This window comes from Pseudomonas sp. BJa3, from assembly GCF_026343815.1.
Classification (GTDB): domain Bacteria; phylum Pseudomonadota; class Gammaproteobacteria; order Pseudomonadales; family Pseudomonadaceae; genus Aquipseudomonas; species Aquipseudomonas soli.
Window position 1 is genome coordinate 14,252 of sequence record NZ_JAOXMC010000029.1, and the last position, 17,260, is coordinate 31,511.

Annotated in this window: 16 protein-coding genes; 3 read left to right on the top strand and 13 right to left on the bottom strand. The window is 64.4% G+C overall.

Annotated features, from left to right (window positions below; genetic code table 11):
• Window positions 1–2: 2 nt before the first annotated feature.
• Together rapZ and OH705_RS25210 are read left to right on the top strand one after the other, a co-directional pair.
• Window positions 3–857 carry an RNase adapter RapZ gene (gene rapZ / locus OH705_RS25205; RefSeq protein ID WP_023629088.1) on the top strand — a complete coding sequence of 285 codons (855 nt, stop codon included), beginning with the start codon at window positions 3–5 and terminating at the stop codon, window positions 855–857.
• A gap of 19 nt (window positions 858–876) precedes the next feature.
• A complete protein-coding gene (locus OH705_RS25210; RefSeq protein WP_023629089.1) occupies window positions 877–1,149 on the top strand; it encodes an HPr family phosphocarrier protein in 273 nt (90 codons plus the stop codon).
• Window positions 1,150–1,313: 164 nt separating this feature from the next.
• Here the strand turns inward: OH705_RS25210 and OH705_RS25215 are convergent, their stop codons facing one another.
• The 6 genes from OH705_RS25215 to pmbA all read right to left on the bottom strand — a co-directional run bounded on the left by OH705_RS25215 (window position 1,314) and on the right by pmbA (window position 6,631).
• Window positions 1,314–2,207: a ZIP family metal transporter gene (locus OH705_RS25215; protein WP_094010361.1), complete on the bottom strand. Its 894-nt coding sequence runs from the start codon at window positions 2,205–2,207 to the stop codon at window positions 1,314–1,316.
• Between the two features lie 11 nt (window positions 2,208–2,218).
• The gene (locus OH705_RS25220) at window positions 2,219–2,830 is read right to left on the bottom strand and encodes a superoxide dismutase (protein WP_267303222.1); all 612 of its coding nucleotides are present in this window, start codon (window positions 2,828–2,830) and stop codon (window positions 2,219–2,221) included.
• 1 nt (window position 2,831) lies between these two features.
• On the bottom strand, window positions 2,832–3,293 hold the full coding sequence (locus tag OH705_RS25225) for a hypothetical protein (protein ID WP_094010202.1): 462 nt from the start codon (window positions 3,291–3,293) through the stop codon (window positions 2,832–2,834).
• A gap of 25 nt (window positions 3,294–3,318) precedes the next feature.
• Window positions 3,319–4,695, bottom strand: coding sequence for a class II fumarate hydratase (locus OH705_RS25230; protein ID WP_104444471.1), 1,377 nt, complete (start codon window positions 4,693–4,695; stop codon window positions 3,319–3,321).
• Window positions 4,688–5,089 (bottom strand): hypothetical protein, encoded by a 402-nt coding sequence (locus OH705_RS25235; protein WP_023632765.1) that lies wholly within the window; start codon window positions 5,087–5,089, stop codon window positions 4,688–4,690. The genes OH705_RS25230 and OH705_RS25235 overlap by 8 nt, the downstream gene beginning before the upstream one ends.
• A gap of 195 nt (window positions 5,090–5,284) precedes the next feature.
• A complete protein-coding gene (gene pmbA, locus OH705_RS25240) occupies window positions 5,285–6,631 on the bottom strand; it encodes a metalloprotease PmbA (RefSeq protein WP_267303223.1) in 1,347 nt (448 codons plus the stop codon).
• A gap of 109 nt (window positions 6,632–6,740) precedes the next feature.
• Here pmbA and yjgA point away from each other — a divergent pair, with 109 nt between their 5' ends.
• Window positions 6,741–7,262, top strand: a complete 522-nt coding sequence (gene yjgA / locus OH705_RS25245) for a ribosome biogenesis factor YjgA (protein WP_023632090.1) — start codon at window positions 6,741–6,743, stop codon at window positions 7,260–7,262.
• Window positions 7,263–7,359: 97 nt separating this feature from the next.
• Here yjgA and tldD read toward each other — a convergent pair whose 3' ends face one another.
• The 7 genes from tldD to mreC all read right to left on the bottom strand — a co-directional run bounded on the left by tldD (window position 7,360) and on the right by mreC (window position 17,180).
• Window positions 7,360–8,799: a metalloprotease TldD gene (gene tldD / locus OH705_RS25250; RefSeq protein WP_267303224.1), complete on the bottom strand. Its 1,440-nt coding sequence runs from the start codon at window positions 8,797–8,799 to the stop codon at window positions 7,360–7,362.
• 2 nt (window positions 8,800–8,801) lie between these two features.
• Window positions 8,802–9,653 carry a carbon-nitrogen hydrolase family protein gene (locus tag OH705_RS25255; RefSeq protein WP_104444473.1) on the bottom strand — a complete coding sequence of 284 codons (852 nt, stop codon included), beginning with the start codon at window positions 9,651–9,653 and terminating at the stop codon, window positions 8,802–8,804.
• Between the two features lie 13 nt (window positions 9,654–9,666).
• On the bottom strand, window positions 9,667–13,473 hold the full coding sequence (locus tag OH705_RS25260; RefSeq protein ID WP_094010206.1) for a YhdP family protein: 3,807 nt from the start codon (window positions 13,471–13,473) through the stop codon (window positions 9,667–9,669).
• 88 nt (window positions 13,474–13,561) lie between these two features.
• Window positions 13,562–15,019, bottom strand: a complete 1,458-nt coding sequence (gene rng / locus OH705_RS25265) for a ribonuclease G (RefSeq protein ID WP_023630855.1) — start codon at window positions 15,017–15,019, stop codon at window positions 13,562–13,564.
• A 54-nt stretch (window positions 15,020–15,073) separates the two neighbouring features.
• Window positions 15,074–15,673, bottom strand: a complete 600-nt coding sequence (locus OH705_RS25270) for a Maf family protein (protein ID WP_104444475.1) — start codon at window positions 15,671–15,673, stop codon at window positions 15,074–15,076.
• Window positions 15,674–15,702: 29 nt separating this feature from the next.
• The gene (gene mreD / locus OH705_RS25275) at window positions 15,703–16,191 is read right to left on the bottom strand and encodes a rod shape-determining protein MreD (RefSeq protein WP_023630854.1); all 489 of its coding nucleotides are present in this window, start codon (window positions 16,189–16,191) and stop codon (window positions 15,703–15,705) included.
• Window positions 16,191–17,180 carry a rod shape-determining protein MreC gene (gene mreC, locus OH705_RS25280; protein WP_416383592.1) on the bottom strand — a complete coding sequence of 330 codons (990 nt, stop codon included), beginning with the start codon at window positions 17,178–17,180 and terminating at the stop codon, window positions 16,191–16,193. The genes mreD and mreC overlap by 1 nt, the downstream gene beginning before the upstream one ends.
• Window positions 17,181–17,260: the final 80 nt, after the last annotated feature.

Sequence of the window (17,260 nt, forward strand, 5' to 3'; positions counted from 1 at the left end):
ACATGCGCCTGATCATCGTCAGCGGTCGCTCCGGCTCCGGCAAGAGCACCGCCCTCGACGTGCTGGAAGACAACGGCTACTACTGCATCGACAACCTGCCCGCCGGGCTGTTGCCGCAGCTGGCCGAAAACGCCTTGATCAACACAGAGCTGTTGCAACCCAAGGTTGCGGTCTCGATCGATGCGCGCAACCTGCCCAGCCATCTGTCACGCTTCCCGCAGTTGCTGGAGGAGGCACGTTCCCGGCATATCCAGTGCGACGTGCTGTACCTGGATGCCGACGAAGACACCCTGCTCAAGCGGTTCTCGGAAACCCGCCGCCGCCACCCACTGACCAACGACAGCCGTTCGCTGGCTGAGGCAATTCGGGTGGAGAGCGAGCTGCTGGGGCCGATTGCCGACCTTGCCGACCTGAAGATCGACACCACCAACCTGAACCTGTACCAGTTGCGTGACTCGATCAAGCTGCGCCTGCTCAACCAGCCCGAGCCCGGCACTGCGTTTCTCGTCGAGTCGTTCGGTTTCAAGCGTGGCATGCCGGTGGACGCCGACCTGGTGTTCGACGTGCGCTGCCTGCCCAATCCGTACTGGAAGCCGGAACTTCGCGAACATTCCGGCCTCGAACAGCCGGTGATCGACTACCTGGCCGCGCAGCCGGACGTCGAGGAGATGTTCCAGGACATTTCCAGCTACCTGCTCAAATGGCTGCCGCGCTTCGCCGCCAGCAACCGTGCCTATGTCACCATCGCCATCGGCTGTACCGGCGGCCACCACCGCTCGGTGTACATTACCGAACGGCTTGGCCAACTGCTCCAGCAATCCCTGAAAAACGTCCAGGTCCGCCACCGCGACCTCTAGCCACAGGATCCGCCCCACGATGCCCGCCCGCGAAATCACCATCATCAACAAGCTGGGCCTGCATGCGCGGGCGGCCGCCAAGTTCGTCGGCGTGGCCGGGCGCTTCCCCTGCCAGGTACGTGTCGGGCGCGCGCCGGACAAGCTGGTGGACGGCAAGAGCATCATGGCGGTGATGATGCTCGCCGCCGGCAAGGGCACCCAGGTGCACCTGCTCACCGAGGGTGAGCAGGACACCGACGCCATGGAAGCGTTGGTCACGTTGATCGAGAACTTCTTCGACGAAGGCGAATGAGCCAGGCGAGGACGGCAAACGGATAACTGGAGCGTGGGATCGGCTTGCCCAGCGATACCAGTGTCGCCGGTACGATGCATCGCGGGGCAAGCCCGCTCCCACGCCAATACTGCGATGACTGCTTCGCCAGCAAGGCTGGCTCCAGCAGTTTCTGAGCTGCGGCGTCAGGACATCGCCGTGTCCATCACCATCATCAGACAGAACCCGACACACAACCCCAGGCTCGCCAGGCGGTGATGCCCGTTGCTGCGTGACTCTGGAATGATCTCCTGGGTCACCACCAGCAGCATCGCCCCCGCCGCACAGGCCAGGCCCAGCGGCAGCAACAGTTCGGCGATGTTCACCAGCCAGGCACAGATCACCGCGGCCAGCGGCTCGACCAGCCCCGATGCCGCACCGATCAGGAACGCCTTGAAGCGCGGCATGCCCGCCCCTGCCAGCACCAGCGCGATCACCAGGCCCTCCGGCACATCCTGCAGCGCGATGCCCATGGCCAGGCTATCGGCATCAGGCATTCCGCCACCGGCGGAAACCCCGATGGCCATGCCTTCGGGGATGTTGTGGGCAATGATGGCAATGACGAATAGCCAGATCCTGGCAGCAATCACCGGTTGCTGATCGCTGCCGACCAAAGCCTCCGGTGAGGCGCCTGAAACCTTGAGATCGACCAGAAACAGGCACAGTGCGCCGAACAGCAGGCCGCCACTGATCACACCACCGGCGCCCCATGGGCTGAAGCCAATGGCCTGGGCCGCATCCAGCCCGGGAATGATCAGCGAGAACGCGGTGGCCGCCAACATCACCCCGGCCCCAAAACCGAGCAAGGTGTCGGCCACGGCCACTGGCATGTTGCGGATTACCAGCACCGGCACTGCGCCCAAGGCCGTCCCCAATGCGCACAGTGCTCCGCCCTCCAAGGCTCGCAACATGCGCGGTTGCAGGTCCAGCCAGGCGATGCCACGCGACACCAGCAATGCGGTGCCGACCAGCAACAGCACGGTCCCAAGCGCCAGGCGGAACAGGCGCACACTGCTGACAGACATCACCTCGGAGCGCATACCGGTCAGACTCACTTCAGGGCTTCAAGGTAGCGGCGTTCCACTTCGGTCCAGTCGACCACGTTGTAGAAAGCGCCAATGTACTCAGGACGGCGGTTCTGGTACTTCAGGTAATAGGCGTGCTCCCAGACATCCAAGCCGAGGATCGGCGTGTTGCCGTGCATCAGCGGGCTGTCCTGGTTACCGCTGCTCTCCACCACCAGGGTTTTCTGCGGGGTCACGCTGAGCCAGGCCCAGCCACTGCCGAACCGGGTCAGCGCGGCCTTGGTGAAGGCCTCCTTGAACGCCTCGAAACCACCGAGCTGCTGGTCAATGGCCTTGGCTACCTGACCCTCGGGTTGGCCACCGCCCTTGGGCGACATGACGGTCCAGAACAACGTGTGGTTGGCATGGCCACCGCCCTGGTTAACCACCGCCCCTTGCAGTTTCTCGGGCAGTTGCTTGACCGCGCCCACCAGTCGCTCCACCGGCCATTCGGCCCATTCGGAGCCCTCGATGGCGGCGTTGAGGTTGTTGATGTAGGTCTGATGGTGCTTGCTGTGGTGGATCTCCATGGTCTGGGTGTCGATGTGCGGTTCCAGCGCATCGTAGGCGTAGGGCAACGCAGGCAAGGTATGTGGCATGTCAATGGACTCCGTAGGCAGGTTTGCGATCCGTGATGTCCGCGAGCGCAACCAGCTCGCTGGCCGCGGGCGCCTGGCGGTTAAGCAGGCGCTCGGTACGCGGGTATTGGCCATACTCGGCGATGAAACTCAGCAGTTCGGTGTAGGTACGCCCGCTGTGGCGCAAGGCCGCGTCGCGCAGGGCCTGGGGCAGGCGCGGATCCTGGCTGGCCTGGAGCAGCCGCTGGTGCGCCGCGCACAGGTAGTCGGCGCTTTCGTGCGGCTGGTTCAGGCGCAGGTGCAGGTCGGCCAGGTTGTGGTGGGCGATGACCAGTGCAGCCACCGCCTCGTCGACGTCATGCCAGCGCTCGAACAGCACCTGGGCCAAGGCCAGTGCTTGCAGGTAGTGCTCCCGGGCGTCGACCAGCTCGCCCAGCTCGAACAGGCGGTTTGCATCTTGGGTGGTGCGTTTCCAATGCTGCATGACGTGCCTCCTGGGTGGCCCGGGTTCAGATGCCGCCGGCGGTAAGTTTTTCCGGGTCCAGCAGTGCTTCGAGCTGGTCCCGCGACAGGTCGGTGTGCTCCAGTGCCACATCGATGATCGGAAGCCCTTGCTTGTAGGCGGTCTTGGCGATCTCGGCGGCCTTCAGGTAGCCGATGATCGGATTCAGCGCGGTGACCAGGATCGGGTTGCGCGACAGCGCCTCCTTGAGCTTGGCTTCGTTGACCTTGAAGCTGGCAATCGCCTTGTCGGCCAGCAAACGGCTGACGTTGGCCATCAGCTCGATGCTCTCCAGCAGGTTGCGGGCGATTACCGGCAACATCACGTTGAGCTCGAAGTTGCCCGACTGGCCGGCCACGGCGATGGTCGCGTCGTTGCCGATCACCTGGGCGGCGACCATGGCGGTGGCCTCCGGGATCACCGGGTTGACCTTGCCCGGCATGATCGAAGAGCCTGGTTGCAGGCCCTGCAGCTCGATTTCACCAAGGCCGGCGAGCGGGCCGGAGTTCATCCAGCGCAGGTCGTTGGCGATCTTCATCAGCGCCACGGCAGCCGTCTTGAGCTGGCCCGACAGCGCCACGGCGGTGTCCTGGGAGCCGATCAGGGCAAACAGGTTCTCGCCAGGGGTGAACTCGACCTGGGTCAGGCCGCTCAACTGGCGGGCAAAGCCTGCGGCGAACTGCGGGTGGGCATTGATCCCGGTGCCCACGGCAGTGCCGCCCTGGGCCAGTGCCTGCAGGCTCGGCAGCGTGGCTTCGATATGCGCCTGGGCACCCTTGATCTGGGCGGCCCAGCCACCAAGCACCTGGCTCATGCGTACCGGCATCGCGTCCATCAAATGGGTGCGGCCAGTCTTCACGTGCTTGTGCACCTCGACTGCCTTGGCCTCGATCACCTGGGTGAGGTGGCGCAAGGCCGGCAGCAGCTGTTCGTGAAGGGCCAGGGCGGCGCTGACGTGAATGGTGGTGGGGATGATGTCGTTGCTGCTCTGGCCACAATTGACGTGGTCATTGGCATTGACCGGCTCGCCCAGCACATGGCTGGCCAGGGTCGCGATGACCTCGTTGGCGTTCATGTTCGAGCTGGTGCCGGAGCCGGTCTGGAACACGTCCACCGGGAAGTGCTGGATGAAATCCTCGGCGAGCAGCTGTTCCACCGCCTTGACGATGGCCGCGCCCTGCCCTGCGCTGAGCTGTTCCAGCTCGACGTTGGCCTTGGCCGCTGCGGCTTTGGCCAGCAGCAAGGCACGGATGAACTGGGTCGGCATCGGCTTGCCGCTGACCGGGAAGTTGTCGACCGCGCGCTGGGTCTGGGCACCGTACAGGGCCTGGGCCGGCACCTGCAGTTCACCCATGCTGTCGCGCTCGATACGGGTATCACTCATCTTCAAGTCCTTGCATCAGTTCTTCGGGAGAAATCGACGGCAGCAGCACGCAATTGGCGAGCTGCATCGCGTAGGGCTGCCAACGCTGGTTCTGTTCGAGGCGGTCGAGATTGCGCAGGTCGAGCAGCGGACGCCAGGCCTGGTCCAGGCACAGGCAGCGCCAGTGCCAGGGCAGCATGCGATCGTTGGCGGTATCTAGCAGCAGACGCAAGGCGGTCAAGGCCACCGACCACGGCGAGGTCTCGGTGCAGCACACCAGATAGCGGCCTTCGGCGAGGTAGTGCTCGATCAGGCGTGGCTCGTCGGGTTCCAGCGCGCAACGGATGCGCCGGCTGAGCCAGCGCCAGTTTTCCAGGTAGGGCAGTTCGTGGAGGACGGTTTTCATGAACATCATCGCCGAGTTACTGGATAATGATATTCATTATTAAGTGATAAATAGAATCAGTTCAAGCTAGACAATAGGCAAAATAAACCCGGCGCGATGGCCGGGTCGTTCGTCACGGAAAATGCTGATGCGTGTGAGTGGGTTTGCCCCGCGATAGCTGCAATGGCCTATCGCGGGGCAAACCCGCTCCCACCCGCCGCGCTGTCAGCTACCCGCGACCGTCATGCGCTCGATCAGCACCGAGCCGCTGTGGATATTGCTACGCGTCTCGATATCGCTGCCAATGGCGACGATCTGCTGGAACATGTCCTTCATGTTGCCGGCAATGGTCACTTCTTGCACGGCGTGCTGGATTTCGCCGTTTTCCACCCAGAAGCCAGCCGCACCCCGCGAGTAGTCGCCGGTCACCATGTTCAGCCCATGGCCCATCAGCTCGGTTACCAGCAGGCCACGGCCCATGCGCCGGATCAGTGCGGCCTGGTCCTCGACGCCGTGGGTGACGAACAGATTGTGCACGCCACCTGAGTTGGCGGTGCTCGGCAAACCCAGCTTGCGCCCCGAATAGGTGCCGAGGATGTACGACACCAGCTCGCCTTTGTCGACGAACGGCTTGGCGTAAGTGGCCAGGCCATCGCCATCGAACGCTGCACTGCCCAGCGCACGCGGGATGTGTGGCCGCTCGTCGAGGGTCAGCCAGGTGGGGAACAGGCGCTGGCCAAGGGTACCCTCGAGGAACGACGACTTGCGGTACAGGTTGCCGCCGGAAATTGCCGACAGGAAGCTGCCGAACAGGCCGCCGGCGAGCTCGGCCGAGAACAGCACCGGCACCTCGCAGGTAGGTACCGGACGGGCACCCAGGCGGCTTGCCGCGCGATGCGCGGCACGCAAGCCGATGCTACGCGGGTCGGCCAGCAACTGGCCTTGGCGATTGACGTCGTACCAATAGTCACGCTGCATCTGCCCATCGGCTTCGGCGATCATCACGCAGCTCAGGCTGTGACGGGTCGAGGCGTAGCCACCGATAAAACCATGGCTGTTGCCGTACACCCGCACACCCTGATGGGTATTGAGCGTGGTGCCGTCGGCGTTGCTGATGCGCTTGTCGGCATCGAACGCCGCCGCCTCGCAGGCCAGCGCCATCTCGATGGCTTTCTCCGGTTCGATGTCCCAGTCATGGTAGAGGTCCAGGTCGGGGATCTCACGGGCCATCAACGCGGCATCGGCCAGCCCCGAGCAAGTGTCCTCGGAGGTATGTTTCGCGATTGCCAGCGCAGCGGCAACCGTTTCGCGGATCGCCTCAGGGCCGCTGGCCGAAGTGCTGGCCGAACCCTTGCGCTGGCCTACGTAAAGGGTGATGCCGAACCCCTGGTCGCGATTGAACTCGACCGTCTCGACTTCGCGCTGGCGCACCGTGGTGGACAGCCCTTGCTCCAGCGACACCGCCACTTCGCAGGCGCTGGCGCCCTGGCGGCGCGCCTCGGCGACAATCGCCTCGACCTGCTCCTGCAACGCCGGCAGGTCCTTGGGGCCTACGCTCTGGACTGCACTCATGGTTTTCTCCACTGAAAATTCTGCGTACGGCTTGGGTCATTCTACGACCGGGCCGGACAAGCGGCCCCCGACTGGTTATCATGGCGGCGATTTCTTGCGGACGGCCCCCATGGTTGATTCTTACGACGACGCCTTCGATGGCGAAAAAAGCAAAACCCAGATCAAGCGCGAGCTGCATGCGCTGGTCGAGCTTGGTGAGCGCCTCACCACTCTCAAGGCCGACACCCTGGCTCGCCTGCCATTGACCGACGAGCTGCGCAAGGCGCTGGACGAGGCCAGCAAGCACACCGCCCACGGCGCTCGCAAGCGCCACATGTCGTTCGTCGGCAAGCTGATGCGCGTACAGGATCTGGACGCCATCCATGCCGTGCTCGAGCAGATCGACAGCTCCAGCCGCCAGTACAACGAGCGTTTCCACGGTCTCGAGCGCTGGCGCGATCGCCTGATCGACGGTAACGACGAAGACCTCGAGCGCTTCGTCAACGAGTTCCCCGACACCGATCGCCAGCATCTGCGCTCGCTGATCCGTCATGCCCAGCATGAAAAGGCGCGGAACAAGCCGCCAGCGGCAGCGCGTAAAGTGTTCAAGTACATCCGCGACCTCGACGAAACCCAGCGCGGCTTGCGCTGAGGCCATCGCGGGGCAAGTCGCATCGGCGCACCACCGTCCCCACGCTCGAAACCGTGGGGGCGTCGGTGCGCCGTGCGACTTGCTCCGCGATTGAACATCACCCACCGGTACCACCGACGGTGATCGCATCCAGCTTCAGGGTCGGCTGGCCAACGCCCACCGGCACCGACTGCCCATCCTTGCCGCACGTGCCCACGCCGCTGTCCAGCGCCAGGTCGTTGCCGACCATCGACACACCGCGCATCGCTTCCGGACCATTGCCGATCAAGGTCGCGCCTTTTACTGGCGCGGTGATCTTGCCGTCCTCGATCAGATAGGCCTCACTGGTGGAGAACACGAACTTGCCGCTGGTGATGTCCACCTGGCCACCGCCAAGGTTGGCGCAGTAGATGCCCTTCTTCACCGAGGCGATGATCTCCTGCGGGTCGCTGTCCCCGGCACGCATGTAGGTGTTGGTCATGCGTGGCATCGGCAGGTGCGCGTAGGATTCGCGCCGGCCATTGCCAGTTACCGCCATGCCCATCAGGCGGGCATTGAGCTTGTCCTGCATGTAGCCCTTGAGGATGCCGTTCTCGATCAGCGTGGTGCACTCGGTTGGCGTGCCTTCGTCATCGACACTGAGCGAGCCGCGACGGCCTTCGAGCGTGCCGTCGTCGACGATAGTGCACAGGCTTGAAGCCACCTTTTCACCGATGCGACCACTGAACGCCGAGCTGCCCTTGCGGTTGAAGTCGCCTTCCAGGCCGTGGCCGACCGCTTCGTGCAGCAGCACGCCCGACCAACCCGGGCCGAGCACCACCGGCAGCGTGCCGGCCGGAGCGGGAATCGCCTCGAGGTTGACCAGCGCCTGGCGCAGCGCCTCACGGGCGTAGCCCATCACCCGCTCTTCACTGAAATAGCGATAGTCGGTGCGCCCACCGCCGCCCTGCCCACCACGTTCGCGACGTCCGTTGTGCTCGACGATCACGCTGACGTTGAAACGCACCAGAGGACGCACGTCGGCGGCCAGGCTGCCATCGGCGGCAGCTACCAGGATGCGCTCCCACACCCCAGCCATGCTCACGCTGACCTGCTGGATGCGCGAGTCGAGGGCACGGGTGGCGGCATCGACGCGCTTGAGCAGCTCGACCTTCTCGGCGCGGGTCAGTACATCCAGGAGGTTGTCAGGCGCGTACAGGGCGGTCACGTCCTGGCTGCGGAAGGCTTGCACAGTGCCGTTCTGCCCGGCGCGGGAGATCGAGCGGGCGGCACGCGCCGCCGACGTCAGGGCTTCAAGGTTGATCGCATTGCTATAGGCAAACCCGGTCTTCTCGCCGGACTGGGCACGCACGCCAACGCCCTGGTCGAGGTTGAAGCTGCCTTCTTTGACGATACCGTCCTCCAGTGCCCAAGTTTCCGAGATCTGGCCCTGGAAATACAGGTCGGCGGCATCAATGCCGGGACCGGCCAACTCGCCCAGCACCGTCTGCAGGCTGTCGAGGGTCAACCCGCCCGGGGCCAGGAGCTGCTCACTGACGGTGGATAACATCTGGCTCATAGTCACTCCGAGGTATGCGCAGGCCGCAAGGCGTCCTGCGAGAAAAAGCGCCGGTGTGTTGTAACCGGCATGCGCGCCCGAATGGACGCCTGTTCTTCGATATCGCGCGTGGCAAGCAACACCGCCTCGCCTCGCGCCTGTTGCGCGACGATCCGCCCCCAGGGATCAACGATCGCCGCCTGGCCGTGGGTTTCCCGAGGCCCCGGATGTACGCCGCCCTGGGCGGCCGCCAGTACATAGCACTGGGTCTCGATGGCCCGTGCGCGAATCAGCACCTCCCAGTGCGCGGCGCCGGTCACCGCGGTGAACGCCGCTGGCGCGCTGATCAGTTCGGCCCCAGCGGCGCGCAAAGCGCTGTACAGCTCGGGGAAGCGCAGGTCGTAGCACACCGACAGGCCCAGGCGGCCCACCGGTGTGTCGGCCACCACTACCCGGCTGCCGTGGGCATAATCGTCCGACTCGCGGTAGCGGCCACGGTTATCGGCCACGTCCACATCGAACAGGTGCAGCTTGTCGTAGCGAGCGGCGATCTCGCCATCCTCGTCGATCAACAGCGAGCAGGCATGAGCCTTGGCCTCAGGCTGACCGGCCGGCGGCAACGGCAAGGTACCCGCGACTATCCATAACCTGTGGTCGCGGGCGGTGCGTTTCAACCATGGCAGGATCGGCCCCTCACCCAGCGCCTCGGCCCGACCAATGACCGCGGCGTCACGCCGGCCCATGGCGGCGAAGTTTTCCGGGAGCACCGCCAGCCGCGCGCCACCAGCGGCAGCCTGCTCGATCAGCACCGTGGCACGTTGCAGGTTGGCCAGCACATCGTCCTGGCTGACCATCTGGATCACTGCTGACGTCATGACCACCCCTGGGTTATTTATCAAAGGGTTTCACAAAGGTGATTTTAGGCTCTTTGACCGGTCCTTCGACGCGATAGTGCACGCTGGCGAAGCGCGCCACCCGATCACCGATCAGGCGATCAACGAGGAACAGCGCGCCACCCACCGCCGGTGCGCCGACAATCAATGCGGCGAGCGGAAGATTGTTGGTCACAGGCAATGTCACCAGCAGGTTGGCATCGACCCGGTCCCGGACAAAATCCATGGTGCCATCAAGCTCGAAGTTGCTCGAGGGCCCGGTGACGGTGATCGGCTTGCGCGTCACGTAGACCCCCTCGCTGGCTACCAGCAAGCCTTTGACCCGATCATAGGCCAGCCCTTTGCTGAAAAGGTCGGAGAAGTCCAGACGCAGGCGTCGGCCAATCGAATTGAAGTTGAGCAGACCGAACACCCGCAAAGCCTGGGCGCTGCCCTCGACCTCCACGAACTGGCCGCTGCGCAGGGCAGCGTCGAGGCTGCCGGAGTACCGATTGAGGCTTACCCAGGCCGGCGAGCCTGGCCAGCGGCCATCCACATCCATGCGGAAATCGCGGCTGGTGACCGTAGGGGCGAAACCCCAGGCCTTGAGGACATCGCCGAGATCCTTGCCGTCGATGCGCCCCTTGTACCAGCTCGAACTACTGCCCGGCTCGCCTTCCCAGCCACCAGTGCCGTCGATATGCAGCCCCTTGAGGTCCAGGTCGATGTCGCTCATCAGCATGCCCCGGGCTCCCTGGCGCAGCTTCAGCGTAGCGCTGCCAAACAGGTCGTCGCCGCGGTACAGTTTGTCGATGGTCAGATCCAGCGCGGGCACCTTGCGCGGATCGACATCAGCCAGGGGGTCAGGCGCATTCTCAGCCTGGGCTTCGTTAGGGTCGGCCGGCGGCAGGCGCAGGCTCTGCAGGCGGATGGACATTGGCGCGGTCTTGGCATCGGGAATACGCGCGTTGCCGATGACCTCCCTGCTGTCCACGCGCAGGTCCCAGGCTGGGCCGCCACGCAGCAGGCGAATCACTGCCTGGTTGAGGTCCATGCCGAATGCCTTGAGCTGGCCGATGCTCAGGTCAACGCTCTGCAAGTTCTGCCGGGCACTGCCGCCCGGATCCTTGCCGGCGAGGCGCTCCATCTGTTGCTGCCAAGGGGCCAGGTCCAGTGTCTCCAGCCGGCCACGCACCCTCAGGCCCTGGCCAGACGGCAAACTGGCCTCGCCTGTGCCCAACAACAGCTCGCCACGGCCCTGGGCCAGCCTGTCCGCAGGGGCGGCATAAGCGAAACGGGCCAGATCTGCGTAGCTGCCATCAATACGCCGTTCGGGGCCCTGCAGGGTCAGGCCGAAGCGGCTGTCGCGCGTCTCCCCGGCAGCTTTGCCAAACGGCGCCGGCAGGTCGATAGCGAGGCCCTTGAGTGATGAATTCACGATCAAGCGGTTATCGCGGCTGCCCAGTGTTACTTGCAACTGATACGGCAGCTCGCCCGAGGCTGGCAGTGGCTGCGTGTACTGCAACCAGTCGGTCAGGGCCTTGAGGGCAACCTGGCCACTGGCATTGATCCGGGTCTGGATCTGGCCCTGCCCTTCGGCGGTGATCTGGGCACTGACCGGTTTGCCGAAGGCGTGCAGGCTGATGTCCTTGCCGCTCAGGCCCTTGTCGATATCGAAGCTGAAGTTGCCCTTCAGCTGGCTCAGCTCCAGGGACGGAGGCGCCACTTTCAAGATGGCGTCGGCAGTCGCGAAATCCACCAGCACCTTGGGCCGCTGCCCGTGAGCCAGAGGAACATCGAGCTTGACCTTGCCTTTGAGCGGCCCCTCGCCCTCCCAGCCGGCGAATATTTCCTCGGTGCCGATAGGCGCTTGCTTGAGGATCTTCAGCCCGTCGCCGAGGCTGCCCGCAAAATCACCCTCCAAAAGCAGGTGGCTGGGCTGTCCACCTTCCACATGAGGGATGTCGACACTGACATCGCTGACCTGGGTGTCCAGCAGCAACCCTTTGTGAGCCTGGATGCGCACGCCGGTATCTTCGATATAGACATTGCCATCGACCTGTTGCACCTGCGGCCAGCCCGGCTGGAAATCCAGCGCCGCGTCATGCACCTTGAAGAACAGGCTGATATCGCGAGCGTGAGGGGGTGCATCATGATGCAGTGACCCCTGGTACTGGAAGTAGCCCTCGTCGACGCTGCCCTTGACGATGGCACTGCGCAGCCATTCGTCCAGAGCGGGGCTTAGCACCTCGGGCAGATACTTGGCGGTGTAGCGCCCGTCGCCCTCGGTGAGGCCTACCCGCAGGTCCATGTAGTCTTCATGGCCCGGCTGCAGGTGGATACGAATCAGAAAGTCCGCGGCAATCTTGCCCTCGTCGCCCAGCACCTTGATATAGGGGGCGACCAGGGTGAAGGCCTCCTTGTCCAGGGTCCAAGTGAGGCGGGCATTGGCTTTAGGGTAATGCCAGGGTTTGCCGAAAATCGGGTACAGGTGCAGCATGAATGCCTGGGTATCCAGGCGTAGCTCGCCTTGCCCGAGGTCACCGCTGATCGCCCCGGTGACATTACCGGCAGCAGGCGCGCCGTGATAGGCATCGAAGCCGACCTTTTCCAGATTGGCGGCGAACTGCAGCCGTTGGTCACCTTCGGCCTTGGGGCGGATGTCCAGGCGCACATTGCGCAGGGCACCCGTCACCTTGAGCGCGTCGACCACCGTCATCAGTTTGTCCGGCAATGGCGCCAGGGCGTCGATCAGCGGCGTCAGCGGTGTCAGGTCGAGCCGGTCAGCCTGCACTTGCCAGCTTTCCTCGGCTGGGCCCTGCCCCGGACGCTGAGCCAGTTGCAGGTGCGACTCCCAACGCGCCTTGCCAAGCGTCATGGCCAGAGAGTCGACAGCGACGTCAAAGCCCTGGTCCTGTCGCTGGAACCAGGCCGACAGCGCCAGGTTGTCCACGGTGATGGCCTTGCGCCCGGTATAGGCCCCCTTGAGCTGCGGAGCATTGAGACGAACCATCGCCCGTTGCAGTTGCCCTTGACTCCAGTCGATCCAGAACTCACCACCGGCACGCAAGGCACTGGCCTGCCATTGGCCTAGCAATCGCGGCGGCAACCAACGCGCCCAGTCGCTCTGCGGCAGGCTGAGATAGGCTTGTACACGTCCGTCGCGCCAGGTCTTGGCTGTGGCGCGGCTGTTCAGGCTCATCGCCAGGGGCTGGCCGTCGGGCAACGTGGCGCGCAGATCGACGCTTTGGCGTGAGGCCCCCGCCTGCACGCCGAGGCTGACGTAGGTAAGGGTCAGGGGATCGCGCTGCCATGGATGCAGGGTGACCTGGCTGTCGAAGACATCGACTCGTCCAAGTTGGCGCAGACGCGTGAGTGCCTGCGCCGGGTCAAGCGGAGCATCTTGCTGCTGCGGCAGGCCTTCAAGGGCCCAGACACCCTCCTGGTTTTCACGCAGGATCAATTGCAGGCCGCTGAGCTGGATCCGCGCCAGACGCACTTCACGCGCCTTGAGACTGGCCCACAGGTCAGGCACCAGCTTGACGTCGTCCAGACGCAACCCTGTGGCCCCCTCGCCCAGTTGCAGGTCGCGCACCCGCAGCATCGGTGCCAGGCCGCTCCAGCGCCCCTCGAGCGCCCCGACGTGCACGGGCATGCCCAAGGCCTGTTCGGCCTTGAGTTCGGCGTCTGCACGGTATTCGGCGACCAGAGGCACCAGTTGCCGACCGAGGCTGACATACAGCGCCACCAGCACCGCCAGCAGGGCGCAGATAACCAGCCCCCAGCGGGTCAAGGCGCTCAGAACGCGGGTCAGACGTTCCATGGCCGAGGCCCTCCAAGTCGTCCCTTAACTATGGCCGGTGTATAGCGCTTTGCCAGCCCATCCATGGGGCGACCGCTGTTAGAAAGGGTCAGAGCAGCACCACATCGTATTGTTCCTGGGAATACATGGACTCCACCTGGAAGCGGATGGTTCGCCCGATGAAAGCTTCAAGTTCGGCGACATTGCCCGACTCTTCGTCGAGCAGGCGGTCCACGACCTTCTGGTTGGCCAGCACACGATAGCCCTCGGCCTGGTAGGCACGGGCTTCCCGAAGAATCTCGCGGAAAATTTCGTAACAGATCGTCTCCGGTGTCTTCAGCTTGCCGCGCCCCTGACACGCCGCGCATGGTTCGCACAGCACCTGCTCAAGACTTTCCCGGGTGCGCTTGCGCGTCATCTGCACCAGGCCCAGCTCGGTGATGCCGATGATGTTGGTCTTGGCGTGATCACGCTCGAGCTGCTTCTCCAAGGTACGCAGGACCTGGCGCTGGTGCTCCTCGTCCTCCATGTCGATGAAGTCGATGATGATGATCCCACCGATGTTGCGCAGGCGCAGTTGCCGGGCAATCGCGGTGGCCGCCTCGAGGTTGGTCTTGAAGATGGTCTCTTCGAGGTTGCGATGACCGACGAACGCACCAGTGTTGACGTCGATGGTGGTCATCGCCTCGGCCGGGTCTACCACCAGATAGCCACCGGACTTGAGGGGTACCTTGCGCTCCAGCGCACGCTGAATCTCGTCTTCCACGCCGTACAGGTCGAAAATCGGCCGCTCGCCAGGGTAATGCTCCAGGCGATCGGCGATTTCCGGCATCAACTCGGCCACGAACTGGGTGGTCTTCTGGAAGGTCTCCCGCGAGTCGATGCGGATCTTCTCGATCTTCGGGTTGACCAGATCACGCAGGGTCCGCAGCGCCAGACCGAGGTCCTCATAGATGACCACGGGCGCTCCGCTGGTCTTGATCTGCGAGCCGATCTGCTCCCACAGGCGGCGCAGGTAGCGGATGTCCTGAAGGATATCCTCGGCACGTGCGCCCTCGGCCGCGGTACGCAGGATGAAGCCACCGGCGTCCTTCATCTCCTCCTGGGCCATGCTGTCGGTGACCACCTGCTTGAGGCGATCACGCTCGGCTTCATCTTCGATCTTGAGGGAGATACCGACATGGCTGCTGCGCGGCATGTAAACCAGGTAGCGGGACGGAATAGACAGCTGAGTGGTCAGGCGAGCGCCCTTGCTGCCTATGGGGTCCTTGGTGACCTGCACTACCAGCGCCTGGCCCTCATGGACCAGTGCGGTGATGGTCTCCACCGCAGACCCTTCGCGCTGGGAAATCTCCGAGGCATGGATGAACGCGGCCCGCTCCAGGCCGATATCGACAAAGGCTGCCTGCATGCCCGGCAACACCCGCACCACCTTGCCTTTGTAGATATTACCGACGATGCCACGGCGCTGGGTGCGCTCTACGTGCACCTCCTGCAGGACTCCGTTCTCCACCACTGCCACGCGTGATTCCATCGGGGTGATGTTGATCAGGATCTCTTCACTCATGGCGCGCTCTCGTCAGTGGTCTGGGGTAATGATGGATTGCTGCGGCGTGGCTGGCTAGCGCTGTGCGGAACCCTCTTGCAGTTGCCAACATGGCACGCCGAATTGCTCGAGCAGTTCGGCGGTTTCACTCAGGGGCAGCCCGACCACGGCCGAGTAGCTGCCCTCGATGCCGCTGACGAACACCGCGCCCAAGCCCTGGATCGCATAGCCACCGGCCTTGTCGAGCGGTTCGCCGCTGTCCCAGTAGCGCAGCGCCTCTTCGAAAGAGATGGTGCGAAAGCGCACGGTGGTGCTGACGCAGCGGCTGATACTGCGCTGGCCATCGGTCAGCGCAACGGCGGTAAGCACCTGGTGTTCGCGCTTGGAAAGGTCGCCAAGCATGGCCAACGCCTGCTCGCGTTCCTCCGGCTTGCCAAGGATCTGGCCATCGAGCACCACGGTGGTGTCGGCGCCCAATACCACCCCTGCGCCATCGGTGTGGGCGAAGCCCGCAACCGCCTTTGCCTGGGCCAGGCGCTCGACGTAGGCCGCCGGCGCTTCGCCCGGCAACGGGGTTTCGTCGATGGGCGCGCTGACCACTGTGAACGGCACACCGATCTGGGTCAGCAGTTCACGGCGGCGTGGCGAGCCGGAGGCCAGGTACAGCTGGGTCATGTGGACATCTCCCTGTCAGTGGCGGCGCGTCAGTGGATATGCAGACGATGGCGCAGGCCGCGCAGGGCAAAGCTGACCCACGGCCAAAGCAAGGCGCTGATCACCGCCGACCAGACCAGGGCCAGGGTCGGCAGGCGATTACCGGTCAGCGCGCTGAGCCACAGCTGGATCAGTTGGGCGATACCGAAGATCACCAGGATCACCAGGCTCTGCTGCCACATGGGGAACATGCGCAGGCGCTGCTGCAATGACAGCACCAGGAACGTGATCAAGGTAAGGATCAGGGCGTTCTGGCCGAGCAGGGTGCCATACAGCACATCCTCGGCCAAACCCAGCAGGAACGCGGTGGTCATACCGACCTTGCCCGGTACCGCAAGGGTCCAAAAGGCCAGCAACAGGGCCAGCCACATCGGCCGGAACACTTCCATGAACTGCGGCATGGGCGAAACGCTGAGCAACAGGCCAATGGCGAAGGTCAGCCAGATGGCCCAGCCGTTTCTGCTACGGGTGCTGGCCATTATTGTCTCCGGGGTTGGACGGGCGCGGCGGCCGGTTGGGCCGGCGCCGTGCCTGCAGCCGGCGCTGGGGTCGCGGAGGGCGAACCAGGTGGTTGCTGGGGGGCGCCAGCCGGTACCGCGGGAGCTGGCGCGGCCGGCACCTGGTTGTGGCTGGCCCCTTGGCGATCAGCTTCTTCCTGAGCGATCGCGGCCTCGGTGGCGCGCTCCTCGGGCGTGCGCCGGTCGCTGAACACCAGCAGCATATAGCGACTGCGGTTGAGCGCGGCGGTGGGGATGGCACGGACGATGGCGAAAGGCTGTCCGGAGTCATGAATCACTTCATTGACCGTCGCCACCGGATAGCCGGCCGGAAAGCGCTGGCCCATGCCGGAGCTGACCAGCAGGTCACCTTCCTTGATGTCGGCGGTGTCGGCCACGTGGCGCAGCTCCAGGCGCTCCGGGTTACCCGTGCCACTGGCGATGGCGCGCAGGCCGTTGCGGTTGACCTGCACCGGGATGCTATGGGTGGTGTCGGTGAGCAGCAGCACCCGCGAGGTGTACGGCATCAGCTCGACCACCTGGCCCATCAGGCCACGGGCATCGAGCACAGGCTGGCCGAGGAAAACGCCATCGCGCTCGCCCTTGTTGATCAGGATACGGTGGGTGAACGGATTGGGATCGACACCTATCAGCTCGGCAACTTCGACCTTCTCGTTGACCAGCGCCGAAGAGTTGAGCAGCTCACGCAGGCGCACGTTCTGCTCGGTCAGGGCGGCCAGCTTCTGCAGGCGCCCCTGCAGCAGCAGGGCCTCGGTCTTGAGTTTCTCGTTCTCGGCGATCAGTTCGGTGCGACTGCCGAACTGGCCAGCCACGCCCTGCCACGTGCGCTGCGGCAGATCGGTGATCCAGTAGGATTCCATCAGCACCAGGCCCATCTGGCTGCGCACTGGCTTGAGCAGGTCGAAGCGCGAGTCGACCACCATCAGCGCGACCGACAGCACGACCAGCACGAGCAGGCGAACGCCCAGCGAGGGGCCCTTGGAGAAAAGCGGTTTAATGGGCCGTTCCTCGTGGACGACTCAGGAGGTCA

Coding starts and splice junctions, on each gene's coding strand:
- rapZ (WP_023629088.1), top strand. CDS start 3: ATGCGCCTGATCATCGTCAGCGGTCGCTCCGGCTCCGGCAAGAGCACC.
- OH705_RS25210 (WP_023629089.1), top strand. CDS start 877: ATGCCCGCCCGCGAAATCACCATCATCAACAAGCTGGGCCTGCATGCG.
- OH705_RS25215 (WP_094010361.1), bottom strand. CDS start 2,207: ATGCGCTCCGAGGTGATGTCTGTCAGCAGTGTGCGCCTGTTCCGCCTG.
- OH705_RS25220 (WP_267303222.1), bottom strand. CDS start 2,830: ATGCCACATACCTTGCCTGCGTTGCCCTACGCCTACGATGCGCTGGAA.
- OH705_RS25225 (WP_094010202.1), bottom strand. CDS start 3,293: ATGCAGCATTGGAAACGCACCACCCAAGATGCAAACCGCCTGTTCGAG.
- OH705_RS25230 (WP_104444471.1), bottom strand. CDS start 4,695: ATGAGTGATACCCGTATCGAGCGCGACAGCATGGGTGAACTGCAGGTG.
- OH705_RS25235 (WP_023632765.1), bottom strand. CDS start 5,089: ATGATGTTCATGAAAACCGTCCTCCACGAACTGCCCTACCTGGAAAAC.
- pmbA (WP_267303223.1), bottom strand. CDS start 6,631: ATGAGTGCAGTCCAGAGCGTAGGCCCCAAGGACCTGCCGGCGTTGCAG.
- yjgA (WP_023632090.1), top strand. CDS start 6,741: ATGGTTGATTCTTACGACGACGCCTTCGATGGCGAAAAAAGCAAAACC.
- tldD (WP_267303224.1), bottom strand. CDS start 8,799: ATGAGCCAGATGTTATCCACCGTCAGTGAGCAGCTCCTGGCCCCGGGC.
- OH705_RS25255 (WP_104444473.1), bottom strand. CDS start 9,653: ATGACGTCAGCAGTGATCCAGATGGTCAGCCAGGACGATGTGCTGGCC.
- OH705_RS25260 (WP_094010206.1), bottom strand. CDS start 13,473: ATGGAACGTCTGACCCGCGTTCTGAGCGCCTTGACCCGCTGGGGGCTG.
- rng (WP_023630855.1), bottom strand. CDS start 15,019: ATGAGTGAAGAGATCCTGATCAACATCACCCCGATGGAATCACGCGTG.
- OH705_RS25270 (WP_104444475.1), bottom strand. CDS start 15,673: ATGACCCAGCTGTACCTGGCCTCCGGCTCGCCACGCCGCCGTGAACTG.
- mreD (WP_023630854.1), bottom strand. CDS start 16,191: ATGGCCAGCACCCGTAGCAGAAACGGCTGGGCCATCTGGCTGACCTTC.